At 65.4% G+C, this 12,781-nt stretch carries 15 protein-coding genes; 2 read left to right on the plus strand and 13 right to left on the minus strand.

The genetic code is table 11. From position 1 onward, the window contains the following. Positions 1-9 precede the first annotated feature (9 nt). From iscX to WS46_RS14710, 12 genes are all read right to left on the minus strand, one after another. A complete protein-coding gene (gene iscX, locus WS46_RS14655; RefSeq protein ID WP_040144569.1) occupies positions 10-219 on the minus strand; it encodes a Fe-S cluster assembly protein IscX in 210 nt (69 codons plus the stop codon). 44 nt (positions 220-263) lie between these two features. Continuing rightward, complete coding sequence (gene fdx, locus WS46_RS14660) at positions 264-605, minus strand: ISC system 2Fe-2S type ferredoxin (RefSeq protein WP_059464189.1); 342 nt, start codon at positions 603-605, stop codon at positions 264-266. Positions 606-689: 84 nt separating this feature from the next. After that, positions 690-2,558: a Fe-S protein assembly chaperone HscA gene (hscA, locus tag WS46_RS14665; protein ID WP_059690948.1), complete on the minus strand. Its 1,869-nt coding sequence runs from the start codon at positions 2,556-2,558 to the stop codon at positions 690-692. A 54-nt stretch (positions 2,559-2,612) separates the two neighbouring features. Next, positions 2,613-3,140: a Fe-S protein assembly co-chaperone HscB gene (hscB, locus tag WS46_RS14670; RefSeq protein WP_034176899.1), complete on the minus strand. Its 528-nt coding sequence runs from the start codon at positions 3,138-3,140 to the stop codon at positions 2,613-2,615. Positions 3,141-3,234: 94 nt separating this feature from the next. Next, positions 3,235-3,558, minus strand: a complete 324-nt coding sequence (gene iscA, locus WS46_RS14675) for an iron-sulfur cluster assembly protein IscA (protein WP_011885413.1) — start codon at positions 3,556-3,558, stop codon at positions 3,235-3,237. 64 nt (positions 3,559-3,622) lie between these two features. Beyond that, positions 3,623-4,030 (minus strand): Fe-S cluster assembly scaffold IscU, encoded by a 408-nt coding sequence (iscU, locus tag WS46_RS14680; protein WP_009691729.1) that lies wholly within the window; start codon positions 4,028-4,030, stop codon positions 3,623-3,625. A gap of 68 nt (positions 4,031-4,098) precedes the next feature. Continuing rightward, positions 4,099-5,322 (minus strand): IscS subfamily cysteine desulfurase, encoded by a 1,224-nt coding sequence (locus WS46_RS14685; protein WP_059690949.1) that lies wholly within the window; start codon positions 5,320-5,322, stop codon positions 4,099-4,101. A gap of 63 nt (positions 5,323-5,385) precedes the next feature. Then, entirely contained in the window at positions 5,386-5,925 is a 540-nt protein-coding gene (gene iscR / locus WS46_RS14690; RefSeq protein ID WP_009691731.1) for a Fe-S cluster assembly transcriptional regulator IscR, read from the minus strand. Between the two features lie 119 nt (positions 5,926-6,044). After that, entirely contained in the window at positions 6,045-6,527 is a 483-nt protein-coding gene (locus WS46_RS14695) for a low molecular weight protein-tyrosine-phosphatase (protein WP_059690950.1), read from the minus strand. A 101-nt stretch (positions 6,528-6,628) separates the two neighbouring features. Next, entirely contained in the window at positions 6,629-6,856 is a 228-nt protein-coding gene (locus WS46_RS14700) for a hypothetical protein (RefSeq protein ID WP_059535859.1), read from the minus strand. Between the two features lie 127 nt (positions 6,857-6,983). Further along, positions 6,984-8,396: a lactate utilization protein B gene (locus tag WS46_RS14705; protein ID WP_059690951.1), complete on the minus strand. Its 1,413-nt coding sequence runs from the start codon at positions 8,394-8,396 to the stop codon at positions 6,984-6,986. 34 nt (positions 8,397-8,430) lie between these two features. Then, positions 8,431-9,153: a (Fe-S)-binding protein gene (locus WS46_RS14710; RefSeq protein ID WP_059690952.1), complete on the minus strand. Its 723-nt coding sequence runs from the start codon at positions 9,151-9,153 to the stop codon at positions 8,431-8,433. Between the two features lie 183 nt (positions 9,154-9,336). Here WS46_RS14710 and WS46_RS14715 point away from each other — a divergent pair, with 183 nt between their 5' ends. Next, positions 9,337-10,146 (plus strand): IclR family transcriptional regulator, encoded by an 810-nt coding sequence (locus WS46_RS14715; RefSeq protein WP_059535866.1) that lies wholly within the window; start codon positions 9,337-9,339, stop codon positions 10,144-10,146. Between the two features lie 101 nt (positions 10,147-10,247). On the opposite strand, the gene pbpG is transcribed toward WS46_RS14715, so the two are convergent. After that, positions 10,248-11,399 (minus strand): D-alanyl-D-alanine endopeptidase, encoded by a 1,152-nt coding sequence (gene pbpG, locus WS46_RS14720; RefSeq protein WP_059535869.1) that lies wholly within the window; start codon positions 11,397-11,399, stop codon positions 10,248-10,250. A gap of 653 nt (positions 11,400-12,052) precedes the next feature. Here pbpG and WS46_RS14725 point away from each other — a divergent pair. Continuing rightward, entirely contained in the window at positions 12,053-12,619 is a 567-nt protein-coding gene (locus WS46_RS14725; RefSeq protein WP_059450463.1) for a phasin family protein, read from the plus strand. The last annotated feature ends 162 nt before the right edge of the window (positions 12,620-12,781 follow it).

Consider the following 12,781-nt stretch of genomic DNA (forward strand, 5'->3'; position numbering starts at 1 on the left):
GCGCAAATCTCAGTCTTCGTCGTCGAAGTCGGATTCATCGATCCAGTGGGCCTGGATCGCTTCGAGGATCTTTTCGCCCGAGTGCGCCGGGTCGTCGGTGAAGCCGTCCAGTTCGATGACCCATTGGCGCAGGTCGACGAAATTGATCCGCTGCGGATCGACGTCCGGATGCTTGTCTGCCAGCGCGATGGCGATTTCGCGCGAATCGGTCCATTTCATGGCCTGCTCTCCCGTGTACGCGGCGAGTCCGCCCCGCCGATCCGTCAGTGATTTTCCTTCGCGTGGTTGATCGAGTACTTCGGGATCTCGACCACTAGGTCAGAATCTTCCTTCACGATTGCCTGGCACGACAGACGCGACGTCGGCTCGAGGCCCCAGGCCTTGTCGAGCAGGTCGTCTTCGTCCTCGTCGGACGGGTCGAGATCGTTGAAGCCCTCGCGGATCACCACGTGACAGGTCGTGCATGCGCACGACTTCTCGCACGCATGCTCGATCTCGATCCCGTTGTCGAGCAGGTTGTCGCAAATACTCTTGCCGGGCGTCGCGTCGATCACTGCACCGTCCGGGCACAGTTCGACGTGAGGCAGCACCACCAGTTGAGGCATGTCCGTTCCGTCAGTCAGGGTGCGGCGACTGGCGCCGCACGGTTCAATATCGCGCAGGCCGTCGCCGGCCCGCGCGCAGTTCGTTCAGATCTCGTCGAGCCGTCGGCCCGACAGTGCGCGCTTGATGCTCTTGTCCATCCGGCGCGCCGCGAATTCGTCGGTGCCGTCGGCCAGCGTCTTGGTCGCGGTTTCGATCGCGTCCGTGTCGTCGCCCTGCGCGATCGTGCGCAGCGCCGCGACCAGCGCGTCGACCTGCGTGCGTTCGGTGTCGTCGAGCAATTCGCCGTCGGCCGCCAGCGCCGCCTGCGTCGCCTCGATCATCCGCTCGGCCTCGACCTGCGCTTCGCGCAGCGCGCGCGCCCGCATGTCGATCTCGGCGGTCTTGAAGCTGTCCTCGAGCATCTTCGCGATGTCGTCGTCGGCGAGGCCGTACGACGGCTTCACGACGACCGACGCCTCGACGCCCGAATGCTGCTCGCGCGCGAACACCGACAGCAGCCCGTCCGCATCGACCTGGTAGGTCACGCGGATGCGCGCCGCACCGGCCGTCATCGGCGGGATGCCGCGCAGCTCGAAGCGCGCGAGCGACCGGCAGTCGGCGACGAGCTCGCGCTCGCCCTGCACGACGTGGATCGCCATCGCGGTCTGGCCGTCCTTGAAGGTCGTGAATTCCTGTGCACGCGCGATCGGAATCGTCGAATTGCGCGGAATGATCTTCTCGACGAGGCCGCCCATCGTCTCGACGCCGAGCGACAGCGGGATCACGTCGAGCAGCAGCCAGTCGTCGCCGCTGCCGCGATTGCCGGCGAGCAGGTCGGCCTGGATTGCCGCGCCGAGCGCAACGACCTGGTCCGGATCGAGATTGACGAGCGGCGGCTGGCCGAAATGCTTCGCGACCGCCTCGCGGATCACCGGCATGCGCGTCGCGCCGCCGACGAGCACGACGCCCTTGATGTCGGCCGGGCTCACCTGCGCATCGCGCAATGCCTTGCGGGTCGGCGTCAGCGTACGCTGCACGAGCGGCTCGACGAGCGCGGCGAACGTGTCGTGCGAGATCGTCTGCTCGATCCGGGCACCGCTCGACAGCGTCACGTCGAGCGACGCCTGCGGCGCGGACGACAGCGCTTCCTTCAGCACGCGCACGCGATCGAGCAGCAGGCGCACGTCCTCGGGCGCGAGCGCCTTCGCATCGATGCCGGCCTGCGCGAGCACGTGGCCGAACAGCGCGTGGTCGAAATCGTCGCCGCCGAGCGCGGAATCGCCGCCCGCGGCCAGCACTTCGAACACGCCCTTGGTCAGCTTCAGGATCGACAGGTCGAACGTGCCGCCGCCGAGGTCGTACACCGCGTAGAGGCCTTCGGCCGCGTTGTCGAGACCGTAGGCGATCGCGGCCGCGGTCGGTTCGTTCAGCAGACGCAGCACGTTGAGGCCCGCAAGACGCGCGGCGTCCTTCGTCGCCTGGCGCTGCGCGTCGTCGAAGTACGCGGGCACCGTGATCACCGCGCCGACCAGTTCGTCGCCGAGCGTGTCTTCCGCGCGGTAGCGCAGCGTCGCGAGAATCTCGGCCGATACTTCGACCGGGCTCTTCACGCCGTCGATCGTGCGGATCTGCACCATGCCCGGCGCATCGACGAATTCGTAAGGCGCGTTCGCCGCGCCTTCGACTTCCGCCTTGCCACGGCCCATGAAGCGCTTGACCGACACGATCGTGTTGCGCGGATCGGTCGCGGCCTGTTCCTTCGCTTCGTGGCCGATGCGGCGGCCGCCCTGCTCCAGATAACGGACCACCGACGGCAACAGCGCGCGGCCTGCCTCGTCCGGCAGCACTTCGGGCACGCTGTTGCGCACGGCCGCGACGAGCGAGTTCGTCGTGCCGAGATCGATCCCGACAGCGAGTCGCCGCTGGTGCGGCGCCGGCGCCATGCCCGGTTCGGAAATTTGCAGTAAAGCCATCTTGGTTCGTTCGGGCGCTCGGCCCGTTTGCTGCGCGTGCCGCGAGGCACGCGGTTAAGTTTCGAGGCGCTCGATCTGCGCGCCCACTTCCGACGCGACCCGTTCGATGAACATCAGCTGGCGCACGGCTTCGGCGGCGGCCTGGTCGGCGGCGCTGTCGAGCAGCGTGCCGAGGCGCTCGAGACGCACGCGTTTTTCGTCGCGCAGTTCGGCGAGCAGCGCATCGAGCGCGTCGACGTTGCGGGCGGCCGCGGCATCCTCGATGCCTTCGCGCCACTCCATCTGCTGCATCAGGAACGCGGGCTCCATCGCGGTATTGTTTTCGGCACCGATATCGACGCCGCGCAGCGACAGCAGATAGGTCGCGCGCTTCAGCGGATCGCGCAGCGTGCGGTAGGCTTCGTTCGCACGGGTCGCCCATTGCATCGCGATGCGCTTTTGCGCGTCGCCGGCCGCCGCGAAGCGGTCCGGGTGGACCTGCGTCTGCACCGTGCGATATGCGCTGTCGAGCGCAGCCTCGTCGAGCGCGAATTGCGCCGGCAGGTGAAACAGATCGAAGTGGCTGTCTTTCAGCGAAACCATCGTCGCGTTCAATTCCGGTTCGTCGCGCGGCAAACGCCGCACATTAAAAAGGCGGCTCGTGCCGCCTCTTGCCCGCATCGCGCGGATACCCGCGTCACACGCGGAACGATTCGCCGCAACCGCACTCGTCCTTCACGTTCGGGTTGTTGAACTTGAACCCTTCGTTCAGGCCTTCGCGTGCGAAGTCGAGCTCGGTGCCGTCGATGTACGCGAGGCTCTTCGGGTCGACGACGACCTTCACGCCATGGCTCTCGAACACCTGATCCTCGGGGGCCAGCTCGTCGACATACTCGAGCTTGTACGCGAGCCCCGAGCACCCGGTCGTGCGAACGCCAAGCCGCAGGCCCACACCCTTGCCGCGACGGACGAGGTATTTCTGGACGTGCTGTGCTGCTTTTTCGGTCAGTGTAATTGCCATGATGTCCTTGCCGCGGCGCGCCACCCGGGCCCGCCGCGTTCCTTCACAAGCCGCTCGATGCCGCTCAGGCCGCTGCCTGATCGCCTTCCTTCGTGTCGTGGCGCTTCTTGTAGTCGGCCACGGCTGCCTTGATCGCGTCTTCCGCGAGAATCGAGCAGTGAATCTTCACCGGCGGCAGGGCCAGCTCTTCGGCGATCTGCGTGTTCTTGATCGACAGCGCCTCGTCGAGGGTCTTGCCCTTCACCCATTCGGTCACGAGCGAGCTCGACGCGATCGCCGAACCGCAGCCGTACGTCTTGAACTTCGCGTCTTCGATCACGCCGTCCGCGCCGACGCGGATCTGCAGCTTCATCACGTCGCCGCAGGCCGGCGCGCCGACCATGCCCGTGCCGACCGCGTCGTCGTCTTTCGCGAACGAACCGACGTTACGCGGGTTTTCGTAGTGATCCAGAACCTTGTTGCTGTATGACATGACTCAGACTCCTTGACTCGTTACGTCTGCGTGCGCAAATCCGCCCGCGAATGTATTCAATGCGGTGTTCAGTGTGCGGCCCATTCGATCGTCGACAGATCGATGCCTTCCTGGTGCATTTCCCAGAGCGGCGACAGTTCGCGCAGCTTCGCGATCTTGCTGTTCAGCAGTGCGATCACGAAGTCGACGTCCTGCTCCGTCGTGAAGCGGCCGACCGTGAAGCGGATCGAGCTGTGCGCGAGTTCGTCGTTGCGGCCGAGTGCACGCAGCACGTACGACGGCTCCAGCGACGCCGACGTGCACGCCGAGCCCGACGACACCGCGACGTCCTTGATCGCCATGATCAGCGACTCGCCTTCGACGAAGTTGAAGCTGATGTTCAGGTTGTGCGGGACACGGTGCTCCATGTCGCCGTTCACGTACGTTTCCTCGATCTGCGACAGGCCGCGCAGCAGCTTGTCGCGCAGCATGCGGATGCGCTCGTTCTCGGTCGCCATTTCTTCACGCGCGATGCGGAACGCTTCGCCCATGCCGACGATCTGGTGCGTCGCCAGCGTGCCCGAACGCATGCCGCGCTCGTGGCCGCCGCCGTGCATCTGCGCTTCGATGCGCACGCGCGGCTTGCGGCGCACGTACAGCGCGCCGATGCCCTTCGGACCGTAAGTCTTGTGCGCCGAGAACGACATCAGGTCGACCTTCAGCTTCGCGAGGTCGATCTCGACCTTGCCGGTCGACTGTGCGGCGTCGACGTGGAACACGATGCCCTTCTCGCGGCAGATCTCGCCGATCGTCTCGATGTCCTGGATCACGCCGATCTCGTTGTTCACGTGCATGACCGACACGAGGATCGTGTCCGAGCGCAGCGCGGCCTTGAACACGTCGAGGTCGATCAGGCCGTCTTCCTTCACGTCGAGATAGGTGACTTCGAAGCCGTCGCGCTCGAGCTCGCGGCAGGTGTCGAGCACGGCCTTGTGCTCGGTCTTCACCGTGACGATGTGCTTGCCCTTGCCCTTGTAGAAGTTCGCGGCGCCCTTGATGGCGAGGTTGTCCGATTCCGTCGCGCCGGACGTCCAGATGATCTCGCGCGGATCCGCGTTCACGAGCGCGGCCACCTGCTCACGCGCTTCCTCGACCGCGCGTTCCGCGTCCCAGCCGTATGCGTGGCTGCGCGACGCCGGGTTGCCGAACTGCTCGCGCAGATACGGCACCATCTTGTCGACCACGCGCGGGTCGACCGGCGTCGTCGCGCTGTAATCCATATAGATGGGCAGGTGGAGAGTCTCTTGGGTCATCTGTCGCTCCGGGAATTCTGTGCAGGGACTATGTGCGTTATGGGGTGTGCGGCGCGTTCGCGCTCACGAACTCGCGATGTTGAACACCGAATTGGGACCGAGCGGCATCGTGCGCACCGGTTCGGCCGGCGCCGCGACGGGCTCCGGCGTGCGCCGGTCGCGCAGCACCGCGGGTGCGCCCTCGCGTGCGCGCTGCTGATCGACGAGATCCTGCAGCGATACCGAATCGAGGTATTCGACCATTTTCTGGTTCAGGGTCGACCACAGCTCGTGCGTCATGCAATGGCCGTCGGGCTGCTTCGAGCCGTCGCACGTGCCTTTGCCGCCGCACTGCGTGGCGTCGAGCGGTTCATCGACCGCGATGATGATGTCGGCGACGGTGACGTCCTGCGCGCGGCGCGCGAGGTTGTAGCCGCCGCCCGGGCCGCGCACGGATTCGACGATTTCATGCCTGCGCAGCTTGCCGAACAGCTGTTCGAGATACGAGAGCGAAATCCGCTGGCGCTGGCTGATGCCTGCAAGCGTCACCGGGCCCTGCTCCTGGCGCAGTGCCAAGTCAATCATCGCCGTGACGGCGAAACGGCCTTTGGTGGTGAGTCTCATGGTGTCTAGGGGACTGCAATCTTGACGATTTTGGTCAAGTATAAATATTTGACGATTTTAGTCAAGTATCCATGTCTTCGACAGGGTATTCGCAACTCGCTGAATACACCCCGCCGCGATCAGCGTGCGGCGCCGCTCCGGAGGGTGTCCAGCAGGCCCGCGCACGCGCGCTCGACCTGGTCGAGCACCTGTTCGAAGCCCTGCGCGCCGCCGAAATAAGGATCCGCCACTTCGGTCTCGGTCGCGCCCGGCGCGAATTCCATCAGGAGGCGCACCTTGTCGCGATGCTCGGGCGGGCAGCGCCGCCGCAATTCCGCGAAATTGGCTTCATCCATCGCCAGCAGCAGATCGAACCGCTCGAAATCCACCGCGCTCACCTGCCGCGCCCGCAGCGCCGACAGGTCGTAGCCGCGGGTGCGGGCCGCCGCCTGCGCACGCGTGTCGGGCGGCTCGCCGACGTGCCAGTCGCCAGTCCCGGCCGAGTCGATCGCGATCCGGTCGGCCAGCCCGGCCGCATCGACCTGGTGGCGCATCACGCCTTCGGCCGTGGGCGAACGGCAGATGTTGCCGAGACAGACGAAACAGATCGCAACGCGGGTCATCGCACTATCGAAAAGCCGCGGCGAACCGCGCGGAAGAAGAACGCGCCATTATACAAAGGCGCCCGGAATCGCGCCGCCGCACAAAGCGACGGCGGCGTGCCTTACAGCGCCTTGGGTGCGGCGAGCACGACGTCGCCGGATACGGTCGGCAACGGCTTCGCCGCGTCGCCGACCAGCCCGAACGACACCGCGCGCGCGAGCTCGGCCGATGCCTGATGAACGGCGAGCGGGCCACGCGACGGCGCGTCGGCCATCGCGTGCAGATAAGCGACCGCGGCGAGCGGAACGACGATTGCCAGCGGCCAGTACATCGATATTGTCTTTCTCATGATGCGGCTCCTTGACCTCATGCCCCGAAACCCGATTCCGGGGACTACAGGCAGGATTCTATAGACCGCACCTATCGAGATAAATACATGAATAGCGAACGCACTGTTGTCGCTCGATGAACAGTCGTCAGCCGAGGTGGCTTTGCGATGCCGCGTACAGTTCGCGGAAGGTGCGTCCGGTCGGCGTCGGCATGTCGCGCGTGTCCATCCAGCCGCCCATCATCGGCAGGCGCCGCAGCGTGCCGCCATTGCCGCCCAGCCGCTCGAGGATGCGCACCGCGAGCTTGGTCGTGAGCGCGTACAGCATCGGCCGGCGCGCGACAAAGCCCCACGCGGCGAGCGCGGCGCGCTCGCGCCACGGCCGCAGATGCCGCTCGACCTGTTTCTCGCGCAACGTGCGCAGCAAGTGCGACAACGGGATCCCGGCCGGACACACGCTGTCGCATTCGCCGCACAGCGTCGCGGCCTGCGGCAAGTCGAGCGCTCGATCGAGCCCCACGTAGCTCGGCGTCAGCACCGAGCCCATCGGGCCCGGATAGACCCATCCGTACGCGTGCCCGCCGACCTTCTGATATACCGGGCAGTGGTTCATGCATGCGCCGCAGCGGATGCAGCGCAGCATCTCCTGGAACTGGCCGCCGATCAGTCCCGTGCGGCCGCCGTCGACGAGCACCACGTAGTTGTGCTCCGGACCGTCCTCGTCGCCGGGGCCGCGCGGCCCCGTGAGCAGCGAGAAATAGTTCGAGGTCTTCTGCCCGGTCGCCGAGCGCGGCAGCAGACGCATCGCGGTCGCCAGATCCTCGAGCGTCGGCAGCACCTTCTCGATGCCCGTCACCGCGACATGCACGCGCGGCATCACCGTGCACATCCCTTCGTTGCCTTCGTTCGTGACGACCGCGACCGACCCCGTCTCGGCGACCACGAAGTTGCCGCCCGTCACCCCCATGTCGGCCGACAGGAAATGCGGACGCAGCACCTCACGCGCCTCCCGCGTCATGTCGGGGATCTCGGTCAGCCGCTCGCGGTGGTGCGTGCGCGCGAACAGGTCCGCAATCTCGTCCTTGTCCTTGTGCACGACGGGCGCGATGATGTGGCTCGGCGGCTCGTTGTCGTTGATCTGCAGGATGTATTCGCCGAGGTCGGTCTCGATCGACTGCACGCCCATCTCGGCGAGCACCGCGTTCAGGCGCATTTCCTCGGACACCATCGACTTCGTCTTGATGACCTTCTTCACGTCGTGGCGTCGCGCGATGTCGGCGACGAGCCGCGCGGCGTCGGCGGTCGTTTCCGCGAACAGCACCGTCGTGCCGCGCCGCGTCGCCTCGCGTTCGAACGCCTCGAGCCACACGTCGAGATTCTCCAGCGCACGGTCGCGGCGCGCCTTCAGCGCGGCGCGCGTCGCCTGGAAGTCGATCGCGGTCATCGCGTCGGCGCGTGCGGACACGAACTTCGTCGACAGCTTCTTCAGGTTCTGCTGCAGGCGCTGGTCGGCCAGCTTCTGGCCGGCACGGGCCTTGAAATGCATCGATTGGACTTGCATCGCGGTATCGGGGAAAAGTGAGCGGAACCGGGCGTCAGACGTCGCCCGCCAGCACCTGCGCGACGTGCAGCACGCGCGTGTCGCGGTCGCCCGTGCGGCGCAACCGCCCTTCAATGTTCAGCATGCAGCCGAGATCGCCGAGCACGACGGCGCCCGCGCCCGATGCGCGCACGTTCGCGCATTTCTCGTCCGCGATGGCCGCCGAAATGTCTCCGTACTTGACCGCGAACGTGCCGCCGAAGCCGCAGCAGTGCTCGCAGTCCTTCATCTCGGTGACGGCCACGCCGCGCTGCGCGAGCAACGCGCGCGGCTGCGCCTTCACGCCGAGCTCGCGCAGGCCCGAGCACGAGTCGTGATAGGTGACGGGCCCCGTGAATTCGCCGGGCGCGAGCGTCACCTTCGCGACGTTCGCGAGGAAATCGGTCAGTTCATAGACTTTCTGCTGAAATCGCGCATAGCGCCCCATCAGTTCGGGATCGTCGCGGAACAGGTCGCCGTAGTGCGTGCGGATCATGCCGCCGCACGAGCCCGACGGCACGACGACGTAGTCGAACTGCTCGAACTCGCGCAGCGTCTTTTCGGCGAGATCGCGTGCGAGCGCGCGGTCGCCCGAGTTGTAGGCCGGCTGGCCGCAGCAGGTTTGCGCAGGCGGCACGAACACCTCGTAGCCGGCTTCGCGAATCAGTTTCAGCGCGGAAAAACCGATTTCCGGACGCATCAGGTCGACCAGGCAGGTCACGAACAAACCGACTCGCATATGCGCTCCTTCGAGAAAACGGCTCTCATTATCCGCCGTTTGGCCGGCAAGACCAACGCCGGCGCGCGCGCAAGCACGCACGGCCGGAAACGAGGACTTCCTCGAACAGCGTTCGCTTTTTTCACGATACGAGATACAATCGACGCAACCACCGCTTGATGCGTCAACCGATTCTCCCCCGACATGAGCCAACCCACCCCGGATTCCAAAACGTCGATCCAGGTGATCGAACGCATGATGCGGCTGCTGGACGCGCTCGCCGCGCACAGCGACCCCGTCAGCCTGAAGGAGCTTGCGCAGCGCACTGAGTTGCATCCGTCGACCGCGCACCGCATCCTCAACGATATGGTGACCTGCCGCCTCGTCGACCGCTCCGACCCCGGCACCTACCGGCTCGGCATGCGGCTGCTCGAACTCGGCAACCTCGTGAAGGCGCGCCTGTCGGTACGCGACGCCGCGCTGATGCCGATGCGCGAACTGCACCGCCTGACCGGCCAGACCGTGAACCTGTCGGTACGTCAAGGCGACGAAATCGTCTATATCGAGCGCGCGTATTCGGAGCGCTCGGGGATGCAGGTCGTCCGCGCGATCGGCGGCCGCGCGCCGCTGCACCTGACGTCGGTCGGCAAGCTGTTTCTCGCGGTCGACGAAACGTCGCGCGTGCGCGCCTACGCGACGCGCACCGGGCTGTCCGGCCATACGCAGAACAGCATTACCGACATCGCGAAGCTCGAGCGCGAACTGACGCTCGTGCGCCAGCAATCGTGCGCGCGTGACAACGAGGAACTGGAGCTGGGCGTGCGCTGTATCGCGGCCGGCATCTACGACGACTCGGGCAAGCTCGTCGCGGGCCTCTCGCTGTCGGCACCGGCCGATCGCCTGCAGGACGCGTGGCTCGGCCAGTTGAGCCGCACCGCCCTCACCATTTCGGAATCGCTCGGCTATCGGCCGGAGCCCGCGAAGGACGCCGAAGGGCTGCAACGGCACGCATGACCCGCACCGCCCGCCGCACGGCGGCTGGACGAAAAAAAGCCCCGCGATTGCGGGGCTTTTTCTTTGCGGCGACGGTACGGCGGCGAACCGCCGTGGCGCGATCAGGTGCCGCCGCTCGCCGTGTTGGCCGCCGTCAGGCGCTCGCCGCCGCCGGCGTCGAGCCAGTTGCGCAGGCGCGCCGCGTCGGCGAAACGCGAATACTTGCCGAACGAATCCAGCAGCACCATCACCATCGGCCGGCCGTGGATCGTCGCCTGCATCACGAGACATTCGCCTGCCTCGTTGATGAAGCCCGTCTTCTGCAGGCCGATGTCCCACGAGCCGTTGCCGCGGATCAGCGCGTTCGTGCTGTTGTAGACCAGATTGCGCTTGCCCGTATTGACGTCGTACGTGCGATCGGTCGAGAACTGGCGAATCATCGGGTACTGGTACGCCGCGTTGACCATCTTGACGAGGTCGCGCGCGCTCGACACGTTCGAGCTCGACAGACCCGTCGAATTCTCGAAGTGCGTGTCGTTCATGCCGAGCGACTTCGCCTTCGCGTTCATCGCGGCGATGAATGCCGGACGGCCACCCGGGTAGTAGCGCGACAGCGCGGCAGCGGCACGGTTTTCCGACGCCATCAGCGCGATGTGGAGCATGTCCTCGCGCGACAGGACCGAGCCGACCGACAGGCGCGAGCCCGTGCCCTTTTCGTAGTCGCGGTCTTCGTCGGTGACTTCGAGCTGGTCGGTCATCGGCGATTTCGCGTCGAGCACGACCATCGCCGTCATCAGCTTCGAGATCGACGCAATCGGCACGACGGCGTGCGAATTCTTGTCGAACAGCGGCTCGCCGGTGTTCTGGTCGACGACGTACGCGACGCTCGAGCGCAGCGCGAGCGCGTCCGGCGTGTCGTGCAGGCCGAATGCCTGACCGACCGTCGGGCGACGCGGCTGGAACGCGACCTTGCGCACCGCACCGCGGTGGCCGTGCACGTTCGACGCGAGCGTCGCGCGCTTGCGCGTTGCCTTCGGCGCATCGGCCGACGCGACGTTGGCGGATTTCGCGGAGGCGGCCTTCACCGTCTTCTTCTTCGCCGAAGAAGTGGAAGCGGCTTTCTTGGCGGCCTGGTGGGTCTTCGCAGTGGCGGCAAAGGCGTCAGCGGGTGCGACGGACGCAGCGGTCGCCAGCAAGGCGACGGCGACCGACACAGCCGTGCCGAGCGTCATGCTCTGCAACAATCTGCGCGGTGAAAACGATTCGGCTTTCATTGGGGTCTGGACAAAGCGGGCGGGAGTTTCCGCAAGTGTAGTTAAAGCTGAAAAAAAGAGCAATATTAGGCACTTACCGATCGTCGTTAAACCGGAATGTAAGCGTTGACCAACGACGAGTCGATCAACCCTCCCGCTCCCATCGAAAAAATTGATGAGATGCGCTGCCCGACAGCACCCGTCTCCCGATTACCACACGGTTAATTGAGATAACGTCACTTTGGCGACGAATTAAAGCGGGGAAAGTACGTACCCGGCGCTCGGTGTGCCTGCGGCACCGGTGTCGACCGCGGCGGCGGCACATCGCCACGGCACGCGCAGTGAAACGGCGCGCTTTTCGACAGGAACAGAAGCATAACGTTCCACATGCCTGTCAGGTTTACCTGTGCATGATCATGGTGCGCCGCGCCTTCCCCGGCCCGGTGCGCACCATGTGGGATCACGCCTGAAACCGATTCCGGACGGGCGTGATAACTCGTTGTTTTATCGATAATTTGTCGCGATTGTGCAACGCACAAAAAGTACTTGACAAGCGTTTTCTCTGCCCTAAAATACGACTCATTGCTGCGTTGCACAAAGCACGCGCATCCGTGGTTCCCCAGCGTAGTGCCCCTTACCCTGCGATCGACGCGATCGCTTTTCAGGAGCTTGACATGTCCTTGCTGACCCCCGAGCAAATCGCCGCCGCACAGAAAGCCAACCTCGAAAGCCTGTTCGGTCTGACGACCAAGGCGTTCGAAGGCGTCGAAAAGCTGATCGAACTCAACCTGCAGGTCGTGAAGTCGTCGCTGGCGGAAAGCCAGGAAAACGCGCAGCGCCTGCTGTCGGTAAAGGACGCGCAGGAACTGATCGCGCTGCAAGCGAGCCTGTCGCAGCCGGTCGCGGAAAAGGTGCTGTCGTACAGCCGTCACCTGTATGAAATCGCGTCGTCGACGCAAGCCGAGTTCGCGAAGGTTGCCGAAGCGCAATTCGAAGAGCAGAACAAGAAGGTCCAGGCGCTCGTCGACAACGTCGCGAAGAACGCCCCGGCCGGTTCGGAAACGGCTGTCGCCGCCCTGAAGTCGGCGCTGAACGCAGCGAACACGACGTACGAAACGGTCCAGAAGGCTGCCAAGCAAGCCGTCGAGATCGCCGAAACGAACTTCAACGCGGCTGCCGCTGTCGCGACGAAGGCTGCGAGCGCTGCTGCATCGCGCCGTTCGAGCAAGCCGGCCGCGTAAGCGTCCCCTGCTCCTGAAAAGCCGCGCACTGCGCGGCTTTTTTTCGTTTCCGGCGTCGGAACATCCGGGCATTCGGTCGTCGCCGGCGCGTTGGCGCACTGCCGTCGGCTGCGGGCAAAAGAAAACGCCGCCGTCCGGATATCCCGGGCGGCGGCGTTTTTT

Origin of the sequence: Burkholderia sp. RF4-BP95, from assembly GCF_001521985.1 — a bacterium.
In the GTDB taxonomy this organism is placed as follows: Bacteria; Pseudomonadota; Gammaproteobacteria; order Burkholderiales; family Burkholderiaceae; genus Burkholderia; species Burkholderia diffusa.

Coding starts and splice junctions, on each gene's coding strand:
- iscR (WP_009691731.1), bottom strand. CDS start 5,925: ATGAGACTCACCACCAAAGGCCGTTTCGCCGTCACGGCGATGATTGAC.
- fdx (WP_059464189.1), bottom strand. CDS start 605: ATGCCTCAACTGGTGGTGCTGCCTCACGTCGAACTGTGCCCGGACGGT.
- WS46_RS14715 (WP_059535866.1), top strand. CDS start 9,337: ATGAGCCAACCCACCCCGGATTCCAAAACGTCGATCCAGGTGATCGAA.
- WS46_RS14705 (WP_059690951.1), bottom strand. CDS start 8,396: ATGCAAGTCCAATCGATGCATTTCAAGGCCCGTGCCGGCCAGAAGCTG.
- WS46_RS14695 (WP_059690950.1), bottom strand. CDS start 6,527: ATGACCCGCGTTGCGATCTGTTTCGTCTGTCTCGGCAACATCTGCCGT.
- hscA (WP_059690948.1), bottom strand. CDS start 2,558: ATGGCTTTACTGCAAATTTCCGAACCGGGCATGGCGCCGGCGCCGCAC.
- WS46_RS14685 (WP_059690949.1), bottom strand. CDS start 5,322: ATGACCCAAGAGACTCTCCACCTGCCCATCTATATGGATTACAGCGCG.
- WS46_RS14725 (WP_059450463.1), top strand. CDS start 12,053: ATGTCCTTGCTGACCCCCGAGCAAATCGCCGCCGCACAGAAAGCCAAC.
- pbpG (WP_059535869.1), bottom strand. CDS start 11,399: ATGAAAGCCGAATCGTTTTCACCGCGCAGATTGTTGCAGAGCATGACG.
- iscA (WP_011885413.1), bottom strand. CDS start 3,558: ATGGCAATTACACTGACCGAAAAAGCAGCACAGCACGTCCAGAAATAC.
- WS46_RS14700 (WP_059535859.1), bottom strand. CDS start 6,856: ATGAGAAAGACAATATCGATGTACTGGCCGCTGGCAATCGTCGTTCCG.
- hscB (WP_034176899.1), bottom strand. CDS start 3,140: ATGGTTTCGCTGAAAGACAGCCACTTCGATCTGTTTCACCTGCCGGCG.
- iscU (WP_009691729.1), bottom strand. CDS start 4,030: ATGTCATACAGCAACAAGGTTCTGGATCACTACGAAAACCCGCGTAAC.
- WS46_RS14710 (WP_059690952.1), bottom strand. CDS start 9,153: ATGCGAGTCGGTTTGTTCGTGACCTGCCTGGTCGACCTGATGCGTCCG.
- iscX (WP_040144569.1), bottom strand. CDS start 219: ATGAAATGGACCGATTCGCGCGAAATCGCCATCGCGCTGGCAGACAAG.